This is a genomic window from Nocardia sp. NPDC051833 (assembly GCF_040681225.1).
Taxonomy (GTDB): Bacteria; Actinomycetota; Actinomycetes; order Mycobacteriales; family Mycobacteriaceae; genus Nocardia.
In genome coordinates, this window is sequence record NZ_JBFAYK010000003.1 from 273,787 (window position 1) to 292,906 (window position 19,120).

A 19,120-nucleotide genomic window follows, 5' to 3' on the forward strand; every position below is an offset into this window, starting at 1 on the left:
CTACCGGCGATTCGTCAATGGGGCATTGTGCCGCAGCCCGGCATTACCCTCGACACATGTCCACACTCCGTCGGCAGCAGCGCAACCTCGACCGGGTGGCGTCCGGACTGCGGACTCAATTGGAGCGTTCGGCGAAATTCGATCAGACGCTCGATCTCGAGGCCGCCTACGCTACTTACCGGCGCGTGCTGGAATTGCTCGAGCCGCAACTGCCCCGGCTGCGGGTCGCGGCGGGCCTGCCCGCCACACCACCGATCATGGCGCGCTGGCAGGCCGGTTTCGCCAGGCCGTATGCCAGGACGCCGGTACCGTCTGATCGCGTCTTCACGTATTGGAACCAGCCGATCGACACCGCGCCACCGTTGGTGCGGGCGTGTATTGCGCAGATCCGGCGGTTCTATCCGCACCTGCGAGTGCTGGACGGGACCTCGGCTCGCGAGCTCGTCGAGATTCCCGAACGGATCGCCACGGTCGTGGAACAGTCGCGGCCCGCGCACTTCTCCGACTACCTGCGCACCCGTCTGCTCGCCGAGCACGGTGGCATCTGGTTCGACGCCACGGTGTGGCTCGGCGGTAACCTCGACGCGCAGCTGCACCGCTATCTCCGGTCCGGCACCGTCTTTCCCAGCTGGACCAAGCGCCAGATCGCCAACTGGTTCATCGCCTCCCATGCCGGCACTGCCCTGATCGCGCTGCAATATCGTGCGTTGCAGGCGTGGTGGGACGCCTACGACGACCTGCCCGACTATTTTCTCTATCACCGGGTCTTCGAGGTCTTGCGCGCCCTCGTCCCGGAAGTCCGGGGCCAGTGGGACGGCACGCCGCGGCTGTCGTCGACGGCGGCGCATCTGCTGCAGCTCGAGATGATGCAGCCCTGGAACCCGGACACCGTGCACGCGATTCTCGCGGCCGCGCCGCTGCAGAAGCTGAGCTACAAGTACGACACGGTCCCGCCCGGCTCGGTACTCGAGCATCTCCTGGACTCGTGATCGATGACCGACTCCGGGTGCGCATGACAGCGACGATCGCCTGGAATCCGTGCCCGCCCGGGCCGTCGACCTGGGACGGAGCGTAGCCGAGCGCCTCTGTCGGGCGCCTGCGGTGACCCTGCCGAAATAATTTTCGCAACAACTGTTGTGTGAACCCGTAGACCTCACTACAGTGATGCACGCCACTCCAGCGCGCGACAGCGGCGGGTGACCGACGAAGCGGTGTAGAGCGCCCATCGCTTCGGCAAGTCGCGTGATACCGCGACGGCTTCTCCGTGTCGTTTCGGGTGGCATTCCCGAATTTCCGGCAGCCATGTCCGACATGGCCGGCGGCCCAGCAGCTTTAAGGAGATTTGACCATCATGATTTCTCGTCGGACCCGGATTCGATCCGGTCGCTGTGTCACTGTCGCTGGGCTTTTCGGGGCTGTCGTGGTATCCGTCGGTGTACTGATTCCGGCTTCGGCGGGCGCGGATGTGTTCGTTGCGCTGCCGAATGGGTCGAAAGCCGGCCCCGGTGTCACCCTGACCCGTACCGGCGAGCACGCGATCGTTTCGCCGTCGATGGCCGCCAATGGTGTGGGCCGGGTGGTGTGGGTGTCGGGTAACGCGGTTGCCGATGTCGAGGTGACCCCGGAGGGGGAAGTCGGCCCGACCAATGGTCCGGCGGGCCTGCCGGGGAGCAACAATTCGTCCACACACGGTGCGTCGCAACTGAATACGGGCTACATCGTCGGCTGTCAGGTCAGCATCGCCGACGACGCGATCGGCGCCGGGGTCTCCGGTGGCATCTCCACGGGCGGGGTGAGCGCGGGTGGATCCATCGGTGTGAATCTCGGTCCCGGCGAGGTGAAATTCGTCCAGATCGACTACAAGGACATTCTGGCACCGGGTCGCTACTCGGTGGAATACCAGGACGCCGAGATCGAGATCCAGGGCTGCGCGGGCTACGCCCAGGCGCGCGCCTACACGGTGGTGGAAATCATCGGTGAGCACTACTCCAAGACCACTCTCTACGGTGCGCCGTTCAGCATCGGCTGAACGGCGCATCTCCTATTCCCTGCCTCGCTTTGCTTCTGTGAACCCGAATTCGAAGGTGCGTCCTATGTTCAACCGAAAGAATCTCGCGCGTAACAGCTTCGGCGTCGTCGCCGCTGTGGCGATCGGCCTTCTCGCCTGCACCCCTGCCGACGCCGACACGTTCGTGCCGCTGCCGGGAGGGGAGATGGTCAAGACTCTCTCCGACGGCACCGTGGTCACGGTCCGGCTCGTCGGTGAATCCGTCAATATCAATCCGTCGCTCGGGTCGACCCCGGTGCATCGCAACGCGTGGGTGTCGGGTACCGCGCAGGTCGAGATCGCCGGCGCGAGTGCGGGTTCCTACGCGCTGATCGTTCCCGGCTACACGGTGGGTTGCCAGGTCAATATCGCCGGTGGTGGTGTCGGCGGCGGTGTGGAAGGCGCCTCGGACTGGGAGGGCAACGCGAGCGTGGGGGGCGCCACCAGTGGCGAGCTGTCGCTCGGGCCCGGCCAGGCGAAGTCGTTCTACATTCTCGATCGGGAGAAGGCGGACGATTTCGGTAGCGAGTCGCACAAGGTCTACAACGTGGTGACCGGTGGTAATGGTTCGGTGGCCTGGGCCGATCAGACGATCGGCCTGACCGGGTGTGGCGGTTACGCCCAGGCTCGGGCGTTTGTCAGTGTCGAGGTCGTCACTGACAGTGTCACCAGCTGGGTGACGTTGTGGGGTCAGCCTTTCAGTCTGGGCTGACCGGCCGGATCCCGGAATCAGCCGGTCGCGCGGATTTTCGCGCGACCGGCTATCGGCGTTTCCGTGCCAGGCCAAGGCAATTCGTCGACCCCATCGCCGCACCGCTGACCTCGCTTGACGGCCACCGGTCAGCTGTTGCACCATGTGGTGAACAAGCGCTTAGTAACTAGGAGATTCGATATGACAACCGTGGCTCCGCGCAGCACGCCACTCGGGCTGTTCGGTATCGGAGAGATGCTGGACGACGACGAGCGCGACATCCAGGCGACCGTGCGGGAATTCGCCCGCGAGCAGCTGCTGCCGAACATCGGCGAGTACTTCGAGTCGGCCACTCTGCCGCGCGATATCGCCCGAGAATTCGGGCGCCTCGGGGTCCTCGGCATGCACCTGGACGGCTATGGTTGCGCGGGCACGAACGCGGTGAGCTACGGGCTGGCCTGTCTGGAACTCGAGGCAGCCGACAGCGGATTCCGCAGTTTCGTCTCCGTGCAGGGCTCGCTGTCGATGTTCTCGATCCATCGATACGGCTCGGAAGAGCAGAAGAACGAGTGGTTGCCGCGGTTGGCCGCGGGTGAGGCGATCGGTTGTTTCGGTCTCACCGAACCCGATTTCGGCTCCAACCCGGCGGGCATGCGGACCCGGGCCCGGCGCGACGGAACCGATTGGATCCTCACCGGCACGAAAATGTGGATCACCAATGGCGGGCTGGCCGACATCGCCACGGTGTGGGCACAGACCGACGAAGGCATCCGGGGATTCCTCGTTCCGCGCGGTACTCCCGGATTCCAGACCCGCGACATCTCGCGGAAGCTGTCGTTGCGGGCCTCGATCACCTCGGAGCTGGTCCTCGACGAGGTACGTCTGCCCGCATCGGCCGCACTGCCCCTTGCGAATTCGCTGAGCGCTCCGCTGTCGTGTCTGAACGAGGCCCGATTCGGCATCGTGTTCGGTGCGCTCGGTGCCGCCCGCGACAGTCTGGACACCGCGATCGAGTACGCGCGCACGCGCGAGGTGTTCGACCGCTCGCTGGCGAGCTACCAGATCACCCAGGCCAAGCTGGCCGATATGGCCCTCGAATTGGGCAAAGGCATGCTGCTCGCCCTACGTTTGGGTCGGCTCAAAGACGCCGGGCAGCTGCGGCCCGAACAGATCAGCCTCGGCAAACTCAACAATGTCCGCGAGGCTCTCGGTATCGCCCGGGAATGCCGGACGATCCTCGGTGCCAGCGGGGTAACGCTCGAATACTCGCCCCTTCGGCACGCGAACAATCTGGAATCGGTGCTGACCTACGAGGGAACCAGCGAGATGCACCAGCTTTCCATCGGTAAGGCACTGACCGGTATCGGGGCCTTCCGCTGATCGGCCGCTCGTAAGAATCTGGAGGTAACCATGACACAGTTCACGATCGCTTCGCCGTGCGTCGGTGAGGGAAGCCGGTGCGCACGATGAAATTGGCATTGACAGCCGAGGAAACCGCATTTCGCGACAGGCTGCGGGAATTCTTCCGCACAGAGATTCCGGCGAAGATTCGTGAGAAGGTGCGTCAGGGCGAGGAACTGACCAAGGCCGAGATCGTGACATCCCAGCAGACGCTCAACGCGCACGGGCTGGCCGTACCGAACTGGCCGGTGGAATGGGGTGGGCAGCAGTGGTCGGCGACGCAACGCCACCTCTGGCACGACGAGCTGCAGCTGGCTTCGGTGCCGGAGCCGTTGACCTTCAACGCGAGCATGGTCGGCCCGGTGATCGCCACCTTCGGCTCCCAGGAACTCAAACAGCGCTTTCTGCCGCCGACGGCGAATCTCGACATCTGGTGGTGCCAGGGCTTTTCCGAGCCGGAGGCCGGATCGGACCTCGCCTCGCTGCGCACCACCGCGGTGCGCGACGGTGACAGCTACGTCGTCAACGGCCAGAAGACCTGGACGACGCTGGGGCAGTACGCGGATTGGATCTTCTGCCTGGTTCGCACCGATCCGAACGCGAAGAAGCAGGCGGGTATCTCGTTCCTGCTGATCGAGTTGAGCACGCCTGGCATCACCGTCCGGCCGATCGAGCTGATCGATGGTGGCTTCGAGGTCAACGAGGTGTTCTTCGACAACGTGCGGGTACCCGCGGACCAGCTCGTCGGCGAGGAGAACCAGGGCTGGACCTACGCCAAGTTCCTGCTCGGGAACGAGCGCACCGGTATCACCGCGGTCGGACGGACCAAGGTCGCCCTGGCGCTGGCCAAGGAGCGCGCCGCGCAGACGAAAACGGCCGGGGGCACGCTGCTCTCGGATCCGCTGTTCGCCGCACGCCTGGCCGAACTCGAAAACCAGCTACTTGCACTGGAATTGACGCTGCTGCGGGTGGTGTCGGGCGCCGCCGACGGCAAGCCGAATCCGGCGTCGTCGGTCCTGAAGCTGCGTGGCACCGAGCTGCAGCAGGCGGCGACGGAGCTCCTGGTGGATGTCGCCGGACTCGACTCGCTGCCCTTCGAGGCGGGTGCGCGGATCGCGAGCCCGCAGTGGGCGCAACGCAGCACCTCCACCTACCTGAACTATCGCAAGACGTCCATCTACGGAGGATCCAATGAGGTGCAGCGCAGCATCATCGCCTCGACGATCCTCGGTCTCTGAACACAGATTGTGAGTCGATCCCATGGATTTCACTCTCGACGACGAGCAGCAGCTGCTACGTGACACCACTCGGGAGCTGCTCGCACGCAGCTACGATCCGGAACGGCGGGCCGAGGTGGTCGGCTCCGATCTCGGCTGGAGCCGGGAGGTGTGGACCACGCTGGCCGATGTCGGCCTGCTCGGGCTCACCTTCACCGAAGCCGACGGCGGGATGGGAGGGGGTCCGGTCGAAACCATGGCTGTCATGGTCGAACTCGGCCGCAGGCTCGCCCCGGAACCGATCTTGGACTGTGTGGTGCTGCCAGGTGGCTTGATCGCCGAGGTGGGGACCGCGGTGCAGCGCAAGCAGGTGCTCTCGCAGGTCGCCGAGGGTGCGTTGCTGCTGGCTTTCGCGCACACCGAACCCGGCATTCGCTGGCCGTCGGCCGAGGTCACCACCCGTGCCACCGGAAGCGACGGCGACTGGACTGTCAGCGGGCGCAAGAACCCGGTGCTTCGGGGCGACTGCGCGGACCGAATCGTGGTGAGCGCCGCCCTGCCCGACGGCGGCACCGGCCTTTTCCTCGTCGACGCCCAGGCCGCCGGGGTGACCAGGCGGGCCTATCGGACTCATGATGGTGGGCGTGCCGCCGAGATCGAGTTCGACGGCGCGCCGGCGGAATTGCTCGGCGACACCACCGATGCCACGCCCGCCGTCGAGCGGGGCATCGTGCGGGCGCAGGCCGCGTTGTGCGCGGAGGCGCTCGGTGCACTGGAGGAGTCGCTGCGGCTCACCACCGAGTATCTGAAGACGCGCAAGCAGTTCGGGGTGACGTTGTCGAAGTTCCAGACGCTCACTCAGCGCGCCGCCGACATGTACGTCGCGCTCGAGGAGGCACGCAGTATGGTGCTGTACGCGACGGCCTGTCTGGCCGAGGGGCGCGTGGACCCGATCGTGGCGTCCCGAGCCAAGCTGCAGATCGGCCGCTCCGCCAAGCACATCGGGCAGGAGTCCATCCAGCTGCACGGCGGTATCGGCATGACCGCCGAATATCCGGTCGGCCACTACTTCGCTCGGCTCACCGTGATCGACCAGCTCTTCGGTGCCGCCGACGATCATCTCCGGCTGCTCAGCGGCCAGGTCGCCGATTACACCCGGGTGGAGCTGTAGGAGGCAGGGTGTCGTCGGTGGGCGGTGCGCTGCGTCGGCCCGACGCAGCGCACCGCCCAACTCGCCATCTTCGGCGAACTGTCGGGATCATCGAACGGCCCCGACCTGAAACGCCATGGTTTCGCCTAGCGGCTGTTGTGTGAAACGGCTGTGCGAAACTTGGGGCGTGGCACGGAAGCAGAAGTCGAGCGAGTCGCAGCCCGATCCAGCTGGTGAGGGGGCGGTGGCGACCGCGCAGCGCGGGCGGCCCCCGGGCGATCACGCGTCCAAGCGCGCGAAGCTGCTCGAGGCCGCGGCCACGGTGATCGCGGCCGAGGGCTACGCCAAGGCGACGATGCGGCGGGTGGCCGAGCACGCCGGCTACACCACCGGTGCGGTCACCTACTACTTCGCCAACAAAGAGGACATGGTCCTGGCGTTGGTGACGGGTCGATTCGACCGCTACGACGCGATGCTCGAGGCTATCCGCGACACCACCGATGTCCGGGAGTTGCTGGCCCAGTGGTTCCAGCTGGGTCGGGGAGCGAAATTCTGGCCGTTGATGCCGGAACTGCTGACCTCGGCGCGTTCCGAACCCCGGATCGCCGAGCTGATCGCCGGCCGCTACGCGAAATTCCGCGCCGACTACGCCGCGGTGCTGGCGACCGCGCAGGCCCGCGGTCTGGTGCGCGACGATATTCCCCCGGACGTCCTGTCCGACCAGCTCAGTGCGATGGGTGACGGGTGGGCGCTGCTGTATCCGATCGAGCCGGATCGCTTCACCAGTGCGCAGGCGAGTGCCCTGATCGATGCCACTCTCACGCTGATCTCCCCGCGCTAGTACACCGCACTATTTACATAACACCTGTTGTGAAAACTCGAGGATCTCGATAGGTTGAAGGCATCTGCTGTCCTTCGCAAAGGAGATACTCGTGACCTTTTCCTACGACGTCGCGGTGATCGGCGCGGGTTTCGCCGGGGTGACCGCCGCCCGGGACCTGAGTCTCGCCGGGCACTCGGTGATCCACCTGGAAGCGCGTGACCGAATCGGTGGCCGCACGTTTGTCGGCGAGGCCTTCGGCAGGCCGGTGGAATTCGGCGGAACGTACGCGCATTGGTCACAGGCCCATGTCTGGCACGAGCTGAAGCGCTACGACATCGGTCTGACGAGGCGATTGGCGATCGGCCGGTGCCATTGGCTCGCCGACGACGCGGTCCATACCGGGACGCCCGCCGAATACAACGCCATCAGTAAGCCGCTGGCGACCCGCTGGCTGGCGGATGCGCGCGAATGGTTCCCGCTGCCGGGCGATATCACCGCCGCCGACACCACCGCCATCGAAAAGGAATCTCTCGCCGATCGGCTCGACTCGATGGGCCTGTCGGCCTTCGAACGCGATGTGCTCTCCGATGTGATGGCCACACTGGTGCATTCGGAGTCGGAGCAGGGGATGGCGCAGTTCCTGTTCTGGACCTCGATCAACGGAGGTAGCTGGGAGACCTTCATGGAGGGCGCCGGTGGGTTCCCGATCGATGGTGGGACCAAGCGGCTGCTCACGGCGATCAACGAAGAATCCAGCGCCGAGCTGCGTCTGTCCGTGCCGGTCGCCGCGGTGGACGACGACGGGGCCGGTGTCACCGTGACCACCGCGGCGGGTGAACGGATTCGAGTGCGGCACGTGGTGCTGGCGATTCCGCTCAATACCCTCGGTGATGTCGCCGTCACCCCACCGCCGCCCGCCGCGGACATGATCGAACAGAAGCATCCGATGCGCACCGCCAAGATCTGGGCGCGGGTGAAGGGTGAGGTTCCGGCCTTCTCGGCCAACGCGCCCGCCGGTAAGCATCCGATCAACTCGGCCCGGACCGAATATCGCTACGAGGGAGACACTCTGGTCGTGTGTTTCTGCAGCGACGCGGCCGCGATCGATCCCACCGACCGGGCGGCTGTGCAGCGCGCGCTGCGCCTGTTCGTCCCGGATCTCGAAGTGCTCGAGGTTGCCTCCCACGACTGGGTCGGCGATCCGTACTCGCAGGGGACCTGGGTGCATCACCGCCCGGGCCACCTCACCGGTTCCGTGCCGTTGCTGCGGCGCCCGCACGGTCGGATCCATTTCGCCAGTGGCGATTTCGCGTCCGTAGGGGTCGGTGGGATCGATGGTGCGATCGAGACCGGCGCGCGGGCGGCGCGCGAGGTCGTCCACGCTCTGCGCGGTGATTCCTGACCGCACGAGGATCCGGAAAACAGTGAATCCCCCCGGGAGTTTCCCGGGGGGATTCACTGTTTCGGGTGGATTACAGCGTACGCGCGAAGGTGCCGTCCGACGACTCCACGACGTCTCCGGCGTCGATCAGTCGAGCCAGATGCTGTTCGGCCACGCGCCGTTCGATGGTGTCGACGTAGGGGGCCGAGACGTGCGGGCGGTAGACGAACCGCCGGGCCACGATCTCCGCCAGCGTGCGCGGTTCCTCGAGGAACTCCAGCACATTGCGTTCGCGCTCGTACAGTTTGGCGCGGAAGGCCCCGAGGCGCTCACGGAACGCGTCGGCGCCCTCGATCACGCCCTTCTGGTGGAAGGTGCCGTACCAGTGGGCATCGATAGCGGCCACTCGGTCGATGGAGGCGAGGAAGTCGTCGGCACTGCTGTGCACGTCGCCGTACATGGGGCCGAACGAGGTGAGATCGATGTCGCCGACGAAGAAGAAGCTGTCCGGCTCGACGAGGACGCCGCAGTGGCCGGGAGTGTGCCCCGGCAGGTGGACAACCGTGGCGGTGACATCACCCAGTTCGAACACATGCCCGTCGGTAACGCCGATCACGCCTTCGCGCCGCGGCGGGAGGCCGAAGTCGTCGCTCAGTCCCCGGATGGCCTCGGCGCGCGCGTCCGCCGGTAGCCCGAATTGGTCGACCAGCGACTCCAGCGACGACACCGCGGGCGCATCGAGGTGGTGGGCGAAGGTGGGCACGTCGAAGTGGCGCAGCCCGGCGATGTGGTCCTCGTGTCCGTGGCTCAGGAAGACCAGGTCCGCCGCGACGGTACCGGGCTCGAGTGCCAGGGATGGGTCGATGACGAGTGTGCGCGTGCTGCCACGGACCACCACGGTATTGCCGTACGGCATCACGCCGCCGTTGTCGGCGGTCAGTACCGTGACGCGGCCGAAGATCTGGGGGGTAACCACTGTGCTGTTCCTCAGACGACTCGGCGGAAGATGGGGGAGCGGAACGGCTCGCCGGGGTTCAGCTTCGCCATCTCCTCGGTGAACAGGGTGCCGTTTCGGGCGAAGCGCTCATTCGCCTCGGGCAGGGGCCGGAAGGTCGCGTCGTCGCCGAAGAAGCGCAGGACCAGGGTATGCCGGGTGGGGCAAGCGGCGTCCACCGGTGCCCCGCCGTGCAGCGAACCGGGGTGCAGGGCGAAGACGTCGCCGGGTTCGATGGCGGCGGAGACCACGTCGTAGGCGTCCGGGTCGGCGGCGAGGTCGCGGTCGATATCGGGCAGCCGGGGCCAGGTGCCGTCACCGTGCAGTGGTTCGGTCGGGTCGTCCGGATCGGCGAAACTGCTACCGTCGTACTGGATTCCGCGGTGCGAGCCCCGGATGACCTCGAGCGAGTTCCGCTGCGGCAGTGACTGGAAGCTGATCCAGGCATTACCCCAGTGCTCCCCGGTCCAGGGTAGGTACGAGTTGTCCTGGTGCCATGGCCCGCGACCGGGCAGGCCGTTGGCGCGCAGGAAGGTCTCCTCGGCGAAGTACCATACTTTCTCCGAGCCCCAGAGTTCGGCGAAGATCCGGCCCAGCGGCAGCGCGGCGGCCAGCTCGTCGAGGCGCTGCTTGGCGAGTGGGTTGGCGTTGTCGACGTGGTAGGTCAGCTTGTCGCCGTCGAAGACCTGTTTCCCGGTCGGGCTCAGATTGTCGATGCCCCACCGGAACTCGTCGTAGCACTGCGCGAGCTGAGCCTCGTCGAGGCAGTTCTTCAGCAGGACCGCGCCGTCTTCGCGGAAGGTCTGCTTGATCAGGTCGTCCATCGTTACTCCTCGACATCTCGGCGATTCGGTCAGCGTATCCGCGGTTCAATATTTGCACAACAGACGTTACGTAAAATAATCGCGCGCGTCTCGCATTGACATAACAATCGTTGTGTAAATACTGTCGCGTGGCTAGTGTCGGTGCGATGACGCGCAGGTTCGGTGACTTCCAGAACGAGATCTACGGCGACGGGCTGCGGGGTCGGCTTCCGCGCTATCCCGTGGACTTCGACTCCCTCGAACGGACGGCGGCCGCAGTGCTGCCGAGCTGGATCTGGTCGTATGTCGCAGGTGGCTGTGGGGACGAGCACACCCAGCGCGCGAACGTGGCCGCGTTCCGGAAGTGGGGGATCGTGCCCCGAATGGGTATCGGCGAGTACGAGCGGGACCTGTCGGTCGAGCTGTTCGGTATGGCCCTGCCCAGTCCGGTGTTCCTCGCGCCGGTCGGGGTGATGGGTATCTGCACCGGTGACTTCCACGGTGATCTGGTCGCGGCCAGGGCATCCGAGCGCACCGGCGTCCCGGCGATTCAGTCGACATTGGCCATGGATCCGCTCGAAGTCACCGGGGCTGTCCATCGGCGGACACCGGGACTGTTTCAGCTCTACACCCCCACCGACCGCGAGCTGGCGATCAGCCTCCTCCAGCGGGCGGAACGAGCGGGCTACAAGGCCATCGTCGTCACCCTCGACACCTGGGTGACCGGCTGGCGCCCACGCGACCTGAACACCGCCAACTTCCCGCAACTACGCGGCTGGTGTCTCGCGAACTACTTCTCCGACGAACGCTTCCGCGCCATGCTCGGCCGTGCTCCGGAGAGCGACCCGGCAGGCGCCATTCATCTCTGGTCACGGATATTCGGCAAGTCGGTGAGCTGGGACGACCTCACCTGGATGCGCGAATCGACCAGTCTGCCGATCGTGGTCAAGGGCGTGTGCCGCAGCGACGACGTGCGGCGCGCGATCGATGCCGGCGCCGACGGTATCTACTGCTCGAATCATGGTGGGCGCCAAGCCGATGGGGGACTGCCCGCCCTCGACGCGCTGCCCGAGGTCGTCGCGGCGGCCCGAGGGCTGCCGGTGCTGTTCGACTCCGGGGTGCGCAACGGAACCGACGTCGTCAAGGCCTTGGCGCTGGGTGCCACGGCGGTCGGCCTCGGCCGCTCCTACGTCTACGCCGCGGCCGCGGGCGGCGAGGACGGGCTCGTTCACCACCTGCGCTCCGTGCTGGCCGAGGCCGACCTGCTGATGGCGGTCGACGGCTACCCGACGATCGCGGATCTGACGCTGGACGCGATCCGTCGCGTCGTATGAGCCGGACGTGCCGTGACGTGGTCAGCTGGGCGGCGCGGCGTGCGTACCGCGCCGGACCAACCGCACCTCGTGCACCGCACGCTGGGGTTCGACCTGCGGATCCTCCACGCGATCGAGCAGATGTGCCGTCGCCCGGCGCGCGAGGGCGGTGAGGTCGACCGCGACGGTGGTGAGGTCGAAGGCGCGCAACCGGGCCAACGGGATGTCGTCGAAGCCGACGACGGTGAGCTGCTCGGGCACCCGGCGCCCCAGCTGGGCGGCGGCCTCGAGCGCGCCGATGGCCAGTACGTCGTTGGCGCAGAACAGGGCGGTGAGGCCAGGCCGCGCGGCGAGGACGGTCCGCGCGGCGTCGCACCCGTCGTCGATGGCGAACGGCACCTCGACCACGGCATCGGGATGCAACGCGATCCCGTTCCGGGCCAGTGCGTCCCGGAACACGTGCAGCCGTTCACTGCCCGTGCTCGTGGTCGCGGGACCGGCGATGACGCCGATCTCGACATGGCCGAGCCCGGTGAGCAGTTCGGCGACCAATTCGGCGCCGCGCACATTGTCGGGGACATGGGCCGAGGCCGTCCGGCGGCCGGTGATCTCCCGGTTGATCAGGCAGTAGGGGACGCCGCGGCGCTCGATCTCATCGGCCAGACGCGAGTCGGAGGTGGTGGTGAGCACGATGCCGTCGAAGGATCCGTCGAAGATCGGAGCGCTGTCGGGTTCGCGGATGTCACCGTCGTGCAGCAGGACGCCGAGATAGCCCCGCGCGTCGAGTTCGTGGACGATCGGCGCGACCAGCGCGGCATAGAACGGGTTGGTGAGTTCGCCGACCACGATGCCGATGCGCCGGGATCGGCTCGTCGACAGTGACCGCCCGGATTGCAGCGGCACGTAGCCCAGTTCGCGGGCGACCTCCCGGACGAGGCGACGGGTCGCTTCGGAGGTGCCGCGTTGATCGCGCAATGCGCGCGACACGGTGGCCTGGGACACGCCCGCCCGCCTGGCGACGTCGATACTCGTCACTGCCATGGCACGAGCATACGTATACACAAGAATTTACAGTGATAGAGGCTCTAATCGGATCTTGACATGTATACGTATGCAAGCCAGTGTCGCCCGCATGTCATCCTCTGTTCCTCCTGAAACCACCGTTGTGAAGAAGGGCGCTACCGCAGTGGTCGCCCAGCAGCGCGATGTCGCCGATATCGTGCGCGGCGTCATCGACGACATCCGCGCCAACGGCGACGACGCCGTGCGCCGGTACTCGACCGAGTTCGACAACTGGTCGCCCGAGAGCTTCGAACTCGGTCCCGATCGGATTCGCGTCGTCGTCGACAGTGTGCCGACGACGGTGCTCGACGACATCCGTACGGTGCAGGCCAATGTCCGCGATTTCGCCCAGCGGCAACGCGATTCGCTGTCCGACTTCGAGGCCGAGGTGCGCCCCGGTGTGTTCCTCGGTCAGCGCTCGCTGCCGGTCGACCGGGCCGGCGCCTATGTGCCCGGCGGGCGATACCCGCTCGTCGCGTCGGCCCACATGACCGTGGTCACCGCCAAGGTCGCCGGCGTCGAGCACGTCACTGCCTGCACGCCGCCGATCAAGGGCGAACTGCCTGCCGCGACGATCGCCGCCATGCACCTGGCAGGTGCCGATCAGATCGCTGTGCTCGGTGGCGTGCAGGCTGTCGCCGCGATGGCTGTCGGTACCGAGTCCATCGACAAGGTCGACATGCTCGCGGGCCCGGGCAATGCCTTCGTCGCCGAGGCCAAACGTCAGCTGTTCGGTGAGGTCGGCATCGACCTGTTCGCCGGCCCCACCGAGGTTCTCGTGGTCGCCGACGAATTCGCCGACCCGTTCGTCGTCGCGGTGGACCTGCTGAGCCAGGCCGAGCACGGGCCCGACTCGCCCGCGGTGCTGATCACCACGTCCGCCGGGCTCGCGGCCGAGGTGGTCCGGCTGGTCGAGCGGATCCTGCCGACCATGCCGACCCGGGATTTCGCCGAGCCTGCCTGGCGTGACCACGGCGAGGTCGTCGTCGTGCACGGCAGCATCGAGGACGCCTACCGGATGGCCGACACCTATGCCTGCGAGCACGTGCAGATCCTGACCCGCGAGCCCCGGGTCGCACTGGCGGTGATGCGGAACTACGGTGCGCTGTTCCTCGGTGAGGGGACCTGTGTTTCTTACGGCGACAAGGTGATCGGCACCAATCACACCCTGCCGACCCGTGGTGCGGCCCGCTACACCGGTGGACTGTGGGTGGGCAAGTACCTGAAGACGGTGACCTATCAGGAGGTCACCGACCCGCGGGCCGCCGCCGAACTCGGCGAACTGTGCGGACGCGCGTCGCGCGTCGAAACCTTCGAAGGGCATGCGCGTTCGGGCGACGTGCGCGCCGCCAAGGTGCTGGGCCGAGGGCTGGCATGGGATCCGCGATGACCCGGACGCAGCCCGATCCAACCGACCTGCGCGCGTGGTACGACCTGCGGGTGCGGCTGGCCGACGACGACCATTACGGCCATGTGAACAACGCGGTCTACTACGAGTACTTCGATTCCGCGATCAACGGCTGGCTGATCGAGAACCTCGACGGGGTGCGCGTGCGGGATCTGCCCGCGCTCGGTGTCGTGGTGTCCAGCTCGTGTCAATTCCTGCGCGAGCTGCACTTTCCCGACCGGCTGCGGGTGGGCATCGCGGTGGCGCGCGTGGGCCGTAGCAGCGTGACCTATCGGCCCGCGATCTTTCTGTTCGGCGACGGCGGCGCTCTGACGTTGTGCGCGCACGGTGAGTTCGTCCACGTGTATGTCGATCCGCAAACACGCAGGCCGGTGCCGGTCCCTGAGGCTGTTCGCGCGCTCGTCGCCCCCTTGGCCGAGGCCGGGGTGGAGCAGCTCGCCGAATCAGGTGCGGAGAAATTTACATAACAACCGTTGTGCAAAGGGGGTGACTCACGCTACCGTGACGTGGGTCACCCCGATTTGTAGAAAGGCCACACACATGGACCAGTCAGTGAAGGAGGCGTTCCGCAACGACGGCGCCGTCCTGATCAAGGACTGCCTCACCGAATCCCAGTTGGCGCAGTGCTATGACGCGTTCACCTGGGACGTCGAGAACCCGGGACCGTACGTGTTCCGCGCGCTGGACGGAACCCGGTTGCAGACCCATATCGACAACTCGAACCCGCTGGCCAAGGGCCGTCTCGACGACATGGTGACCCAGATGCCGTTCGGTGAACTGTTCGCCGAATTGTGGGGTTCCGAGCACGTCTGGTACTTCGCCGAAGAGGTGTTCGTGAAGGAGGGCGGCCGGAGTGGCCGCGGCCCCTGGCATCAGGACACCTCGGTGCTGCCCTGGGCGGGTAGGCACTGGGGCAATGCCTGGATCTCGTTCCAGCGGGTGCCCAAGAAGAACTCGCTCGAGATCGTGCGTGGCTCGCACCTCGGCATCCAGTACGACGGCGCCAGTTTCCGTGATCCCGACGACCCCACCGACCCGGTGTTCGACGACGGGACCTGGCCCCGGTTGCCCCACATCGATGCCGAACTGGCCAAGGACCCCAACGCCTTCGACGTGCTGTCCTGGGAGGTCACGCCCGGCGACATCGTCGCGCTGCATCCGCACTGCCTGCACGGCGGCGCCGGGGTGGACGAGAGCTTCCCTGATCGGCACACCCTGGTCCTGCGGTTCTTCGGCGACGACGCGACGTTCCGTCCACTGCCCGAGTCGAACCCGCGCTACGCCCGCAACGGGCCGCTGTTCGCCGAGGAGATGGCGAAGCTGAACGCCGGCGACTCGTTCCGTTCCCCCGTTTTCCGTCAGCTCGTCTAGACCACGTAGGAGAAGCACTGCATGCAGCGCCAATTGATCAATCCGCCCGGTACCGAGGCGACGTACGACCGGCTCCACTTCTCACAGGCGGTCCGCGCCGGAAATCTGATCTGGGTCTCGGGCCAGGTGGGGATCGACAGGTCGACCGGAGAGCCGGCCGACGGCATGGATGCCCAGGCTCGCATCGCCTTCGAGGGTGTGCGCACCGTGCTCGAAGCCGCGGGTGCGAGCCTGAGCGACGTCGTCGAGTTGATGACGTTCCACACCGATATGCGCCAGGACATCGAAGAATTCGTCAAGGTGAAGGACGAATACCTGCCCGAGAATTTCCCGGCGTGGACCGGGGTGGGCGTCGCACAGCTGGCGCGTGACGGTCTGTTGGTGGAAGTCCGCGTCGTCGCGGCCGTCGGCAACTGATTCGAGGTCGACCCGGCGTGGCGGACACGCCGGGTCCACCCTCTCGCAGGACGGGCTTGCACACCCGAATCTGCACTCTCACTGAATTTTTCGCTAGCTCAGCGGTCGGTACCGAGAGCCGGTTCTGTAGACGTCCCCACGCTACGTCGCCGAGTGTACCGGTCCCCGCCGCGGGATGGAAAACCATGACACCTCTGGACACCCTCGAGTCCACCGCGCACACCGATGGCGCGCGGCTGGCCGCCCGGCTCGACCGGCTGCCGGTGATCTCACCGCACATCACCTGGATCGCGGTCCTCGCGATCAACCTGGCGCTCGAGTACTACGACAACGCCCTGTTCGCCTACGTGCTGCCGTCGATCGCGGAGAGTACCGGCCTGAGCCTGCCGCAACTCGGCACGGTCGGCAGCGCGTTCTTCGTCGGCATGATCGTCGGCGCGCTGGGCGGTGGCCGGCTGTCGGACCGATTCGGCAGGCGCCAGGTGCTGATCTGGGCCACCGTCATCTATTCGGCCGGCGCGCTGGTCACCGCGTTCGCCGCCAGTTTCGAGGCGATGTTGCTGGCGCGCTTCATCACGGGACTCGGAGTGCAGGCGGCGACCTCGGTGCTGCTGGTCTACGTCGCCGAGATGTTCCCGAGCAAGACGCGCGGCCGGTTCGCCTCGGTACTCACGACGGGCTTCGTGGTGGTCGCGCCGCTGGTCGCCTTCCTGGCGATGGTGGCGATCCCCAACGGCGGCCCCGACACCTGGCGGCACCTGTTCTTGATCGGCAGCGTCGGCCTGGTGGTCGCGCCGCTGGCGCGGTTCATCCTGCCGGAATCGGTGCGCTGGCAGATCTCCCGCGGGCAGATCGACAAGGCCGAGGCGCTGGTGACCGAGCTCGAGACCATCGCGTTGCGCCGCGGACCGCTGCCAGAGCCGTCGGTGGTGCCCGATGCGCCGGTCGAGAAGCAGTCGCTGCGGCAGGTCTTCGCCGACAGGCACGTCGTGCGGGTGATCGCGATTGTCGGCATCGGCTATTTCGGTTCCACGCTCGGCTACTACCTGTTCGGCAACTGGGTGCTGTACTCCCTGATCGAGGGCCTGAAGTACGACGAGGGCACCGCCTATGAGATCCAGCTGGTCTGGAACGTGGTCTACTGCGTGACTCCGCTCATCGCGTTGGCTCTGATGGATCGGGTCGAGCGCAAGACCCTGATCTTCCTCGGGTCGATCGTCAGCGCGATTCCGCTCGTCCTGCTCGGCGTCTCCACGCAGAGCTGGGTGGTCACCGCCGCCGGTGGTGCCGCGGCCATCACGACGGGCCTGGTGATCAACGTCTACTTCGCCTACATCCCCGAGGCGATGCCGCCACAGGGACGTGGTCTGGGCACCGGTGTCGTCATCGGTATCGCCCGCTCGGGCGGCGCCGTCTCCGGTGTCCTGGGTGCCGCCCTGTTCGGCCGGTGGAGCATCGGCGGCGTGATGATCGTCGCCGCGATCTGCTACATCGTCTTCTCCTCGGTGGTCCTGCTGTTCGGGCCACGGACCACCCAGCGCTCACTCGAAGGTGTCGCTGTGGAGAGCTGACACTTCCCGACCGTCGACGGAGACCGGTCGTGTGGTGCCGACACCGCGCGACCGCTCTCCGTCGGCGAGTTTTCGATTCCGTTTCGACGATAGGAGCAACACCATGACCGGGACCAGCGGTCCGCAATCGGCCGAGGACGCCGGGACCACCTACTCCACCTTCACCGGCTGGATCGATCGGCCGACAGATCTCGCCGCACCGCTCGACGCGGAGATCAGCTGCGACGTCGCCGTCGTCGGCGGTGGCCTCGGCGGCATGTCGATCGCCTTGCGGCTGGCCGAATTCGGCGCCGATGTCGTCGTGCTCGATGCGGACTTCTGCGGGTACGGCGCGAGCTCGCGCAATGCCGGTCAGCTCTCGGGAAAGCCGACCGGCGAACCCCAGCTCTTGGCCAAGGTGAACCCGGGGTTGCTGCGTGATCTGGTCCGGTTCGCCGAGGGCTCGGTGCAGTTCGCCGAGGACATGATCAAGCAGCTCGGCATCGAGTGCGAGTACGAGCAGGTCGGCAATGTCGGCGTGGCGGTCACCAAGGGCCAGCTGCGCAAGGCGCAACGCGACGCGCAGGCTCTGATCGCCGCAGGTGCCGCCGAAAGGTATGGTGACCAGCGCGAACTGGGCCTGCCCGATACTTTCCTCGGCGGTGTTCTCACCATGGTGGGCGGCACGATGAACCCCGGGATGTTCACCCTCGGAGTGCGTGCGGCACTGCTGCGCTCAGGGGTGCGGGTTTTCGAGCAGTCGCCCGTTCAGTCGGTGATCGAGACCGGGGCGGGCGCCCAGGTGGTCACGCCGCTGGGCCGGGTTCGTGCCAAGCGGGTGGTGCTCGCGAACAATGCCCACGCGCCCGAACTCGGGATCACCCCGAAGCACCTGTCCAAGCCGGTCTGGGTGAGCATGATCGAGACCGCTCCGGTCGACGCGGATCGGATCGCGGCCACCGGGTGGACCAGCCGGTCGGGTCTGGCGACCAAACACAATGTGATGGAGAGCTACCACGTGACTCCGTCCAACACCATCGCGGTGGGTGTCCGCCGGCTCGAGGTGGGCAAGAATCCGCTCACCGATCGCACCTCGAGTCAGGCCGTCGTCGCCGATCTGACCTCGGCGTTCCGCGCGCGATTTCCGTCTCTGCGGGATGTGCCCGTCACCAAGACTTGGGGTGGCTGGATCGCCATGACCACCACGCGCCTGCCGGTGGCCGGACAGGCATCGAAGAGCGTCTACTACACCGTCGGCTGCAACGGACATGGTCTCGGCCAGGCGCCCTACCTCGGCTCCCTGCTCGCCGAGTACCTCGCCACCGACGCCATCCACCACGACCTGATCCCGTTCTGGCGCAGTGCGCCTCGCTTCACCCGCTCGCTGTACCTGCACAACCCCGTGTTGCGGGCGGCCTGGGTGGTCGACCGGCTGGGTGACCGACGCGCGGGTCGGTGAGCGCGGACGAAGGAAAACTGCCCTGCACCGATT

Annotated in this window: 18 protein-coding genes; 15 read left to right on the forward strand and 3 right to left on the reverse strand. The window is 66.6% G+C overall.

Annotation, left to right across the window (positions count from 1 at the left end):
* The first annotated feature begins 56 nt into the window (after positions 1-56).
* The 8 genes from AB0L91_RS25915 to AB0L91_RS25950 all read left to right on the forward strand — a co-directional run bounded on the left by AB0L91_RS25915 (position 57) and on the right by AB0L91_RS25950 (position 8,731).
* A complete protein-coding gene (locus tag AB0L91_RS25915; protein WP_365014269.1) occupies positions 57-989 on the forward strand; it encodes a capsular polysaccharide synthesis protein in 933 nt (310 codons plus the stop codon).
* Positions 990-1,351: 362 nt separating this feature from the next.
* Entirely contained in the window at positions 1,352-2,029 is a 678-nt protein-coding gene (locus tag AB0L91_RS25920; RefSeq protein ID WP_365014271.1) for an MspA family porin, read from the forward strand.
* A 64-nt stretch (positions 2,030-2,093) separates the two neighbouring features.
* Entirely contained in the window at positions 2,094-2,759 is a 666-nt protein-coding gene (locus tag AB0L91_RS25925; RefSeq protein WP_365015283.1) for an MspA family porin, read from the forward strand.
* Positions 2,760-2,939: 180 nt separating this feature from the next.
* Positions 2,940-4,118, forward strand: a complete 1,179-nt coding sequence (locus tag AB0L91_RS25930) for an acyl-CoA dehydrogenase family protein (protein WP_365015285.1) — start codon at positions 2,940-2,942, stop codon at positions 4,116-4,118.
* A gap of 86 nt (positions 4,119-4,204) precedes the next feature.
* Positions 4,205-5,377: an acyl-CoA dehydrogenase family protein gene (locus AB0L91_RS25935; RefSeq protein ID WP_365014274.1), complete on the forward strand. Its 1,173-nt coding sequence runs from the start codon at positions 4,205-4,207 to the stop codon at positions 5,375-5,377.
* 22 nt (positions 5,378-5,399) lie between these two features.
* Positions 5,400-6,527 (forward strand): acyl-CoA dehydrogenase family protein, encoded by a 1,128-nt coding sequence (locus tag AB0L91_RS25940; RefSeq protein ID WP_365014276.1) that lies wholly within the window; start codon positions 5,400-5,402, stop codon positions 6,525-6,527.
* Positions 6,528-6,693: 166 nt separating this feature from the next.
* Positions 6,694-7,347 carry a TetR/AcrR family transcriptional regulator gene (locus AB0L91_RS25945; RefSeq protein ID WP_365014279.1) on the forward strand — a complete coding sequence of 218 codons (654 nt, stop codon included), beginning with the start codon at positions 6,694-6,696 and terminating at the stop codon, positions 7,345-7,347.
* A 91-nt stretch (positions 7,348-7,438) separates the two neighbouring features.
* Positions 7,439-8,731 (forward strand): NAD(P)/FAD-dependent oxidoreductase, encoded by a 1,293-nt coding sequence (locus tag AB0L91_RS25950; RefSeq protein WP_365014282.1) that lies wholly within the window; start codon positions 7,439-7,441, stop codon positions 8,729-8,731.
* A 70-nt stretch (positions 8,732-8,801) separates the two neighbouring features.
* Here AB0L91_RS25950 and AB0L91_RS25955 read toward each other — a convergent pair whose 3' ends face one another.
* On the reverse strand, positions 8,802-9,686 hold the full coding sequence (locus AB0L91_RS25955) for an MBL fold metallo-hydrolase (protein WP_365014284.1): 885 nt from the start codon (positions 9,684-9,686) through the stop codon (positions 8,802-8,804).
* A gap of 11 nt (positions 9,687-9,697) precedes the next feature.
* A complete protein-coding gene (locus tag AB0L91_RS25960; protein ID WP_365014286.1) occupies positions 9,698-10,528 on the reverse strand; it encodes a phytanoyl-CoA dioxygenase family protein in 831 nt (276 codons plus the stop codon).
* Positions 10,529-10,674: 146 nt separating this feature from the next.
* Between AB0L91_RS25960 and AB0L91_RS25965 the strand changes: the two genes are divergently transcribed.
* The gene (locus AB0L91_RS25965; RefSeq protein WP_365014288.1) at positions 10,675-11,841 is read left to right on the forward strand and encodes an alpha-hydroxy-acid oxidizing protein; all 1,167 of its coding nucleotides are present in this window, start codon (positions 10,675-10,677) and stop codon (positions 11,839-11,841) included.
* 21 nt (positions 11,842-11,862) lie between these two features.
* On the opposite strand, the gene AB0L91_RS25970 is transcribed toward AB0L91_RS25965, so the two are convergent.
* Positions 11,863-12,861, reverse strand: a complete 999-nt coding sequence (locus AB0L91_RS25970; RefSeq protein WP_365014291.1) for a LacI family DNA-binding transcriptional regulator — start codon at positions 12,859-12,861, stop codon at positions 11,863-11,865.
* 91 nt (positions 12,862-12,952) lie between these two features.
* On the opposite strand from AB0L91_RS25970, the gene hisD reads away from it, so the two are divergent.
* The 6 genes from hisD (at position 12,953) to AB0L91_RS26000 (ending at position 19,087) form a co-directional block, all read left to right on the forward strand.
* Positions 12,953-14,272 (forward strand): histidinol dehydrogenase, encoded by a 1,320-nt coding sequence (gene hisD / locus AB0L91_RS25975; protein WP_365014293.1) that lies wholly within the window; start codon positions 12,953-12,955, stop codon positions 14,270-14,272.
* On the forward strand, positions 14,269-14,757 hold the full coding sequence (locus tag AB0L91_RS25980; RefSeq protein ID WP_365014296.1) for a thioesterase family protein: 489 nt from the start codon (positions 14,269-14,271) through the stop codon (positions 14,755-14,757). The genes hisD and AB0L91_RS25980 overlap by 4 nt, the downstream gene beginning before the upstream one ends.
* A gap of 73 nt (positions 14,758-14,830) precedes the next feature.
* Positions 14,831-15,661 (forward strand): phytanoyl-CoA dioxygenase family protein, encoded by an 831-nt coding sequence (locus AB0L91_RS25985; RefSeq protein WP_365014299.1) that lies wholly within the window; start codon positions 14,831-14,833, stop codon positions 15,659-15,661.
* Positions 15,662-15,682: 21 nt separating this feature from the next.
* Positions 15,683-16,078, forward strand: a complete 396-nt coding sequence (locus tag AB0L91_RS25990) for a RidA family protein (RefSeq protein ID WP_365014302.1) — start codon at positions 15,683-15,685, stop codon at positions 16,076-16,078.
* 185 nt (positions 16,079-16,263) lie between these two features.
* The gene (locus tag AB0L91_RS25995; RefSeq protein WP_365014305.1) at positions 16,264-17,649 is read left to right on the forward strand and encodes an MFS transporter; all 1,386 of its coding nucleotides are present in this window, start codon (positions 16,264-16,266) and stop codon (positions 17,647-17,649) included.
* 103 nt (positions 17,650-17,752) lie between these two features.
* On the forward strand, positions 17,753-19,087 hold the full coding sequence (locus tag AB0L91_RS26000; RefSeq protein WP_365014307.1) for an FAD-dependent oxidoreductase: 1,335 nt from the start codon (positions 17,753-17,755) through the stop codon (positions 19,085-19,087).
* The last annotated feature ends 33 nt before the right edge of the window (positions 19,088-19,120 follow it).

Bases quoted from the DNA above. Each gene is read 5' to 3' on its own strand.
- AB0L91_RS25915 (WP_365014269.1), top strand. From the start codon at position 57: ATGTCCACACTCCGTCGGCAGCAGCGCAACCTCGACCGGGTGGCGTCC.
- AB0L91_RS25920 (WP_365014271.1), top strand. From the start codon at position 1,352: ATGATTTCTCGTCGGACCCGGATTCGATCCGGTCGCTGTGTCACTGTC.
- AB0L91_RS25925 (WP_365015283.1), top strand. From the start codon at position 2,094: ATGTTCAACCGAAAGAATCTCGCGCGTAACAGCTTCGGCGTCGTCGCC.
- AB0L91_RS25930 (WP_365015285.1), top strand. From the start codon at position 2,940: ATGACAACCGTGGCTCCGCGCAGCACGCCACTCGGGCTGTTCGGTATC.
- AB0L91_RS25935 (WP_365014274.1), top strand. From the start codon at position 4,205: ATGAAATTGGCATTGACAGCCGAGGAAACCGCATTTCGCGACAGGCTG.
- AB0L91_RS25940 (WP_365014276.1), top strand. From the start codon at position 5,400: ATGGATTTCACTCTCGACGACGAGCAGCAGCTGCTACGTGACACCACT.
- AB0L91_RS25960 (WP_365014286.1), bottom strand. From the start codon at position 10,528: ATGGACGACCTGATCAAGCAGACCTTCCGCGAAGACGGCGCGGTCCTG.
- AB0L91_RS25965 (WP_365014288.1), top strand. From the start codon at position 10,675: ATGACGCGCAGGTTCGGTGACTTCCAGAACGAGATCTACGGCGACGGG.
- AB0L91_RS25970 (WP_365014291.1), bottom strand. From the start codon at position 12,861: ATGGCAGTGACGAGTATCGACGTCGCCAGGCGGGCGGGCGTGTCCCAG.
- hisD (WP_365014293.1), top strand. From the start codon at position 12,953: ATGTCATCCTCTGTTCCTCCTGAAACCACCGTTGTGAAGAAGGGCGCT.
- AB0L91_RS25980 (WP_365014296.1), top strand. From the start codon at position 14,269: ATGACCCGGACGCAGCCCGATCCAACCGACCTGCGCGCGTGGTACGAC.
- AB0L91_RS25985 (WP_365014299.1), top strand. From the start codon at position 14,831: ATGGACCAGTCAGTGAAGGAGGCGTTCCGCAACGACGGCGCCGTCCTG.
- AB0L91_RS25990 (WP_365014302.1), top strand. From the start codon at position 15,683: ATGCAGCGCCAATTGATCAATCCGCCCGGTACCGAGGCGACGTACGAC.
- AB0L91_RS25995 (WP_365014305.1), top strand. From the start codon at position 16,264: ATGACACCTCTGGACACCCTCGAGTCCACCGCGCACACCGATGGCGCG.
- AB0L91_RS26000 (WP_365014307.1), top strand. From the start codon at position 17,753: ATGACCGGGACCAGCGGTCCGCAATCGGCCGAGGACGCCGGGACCACC.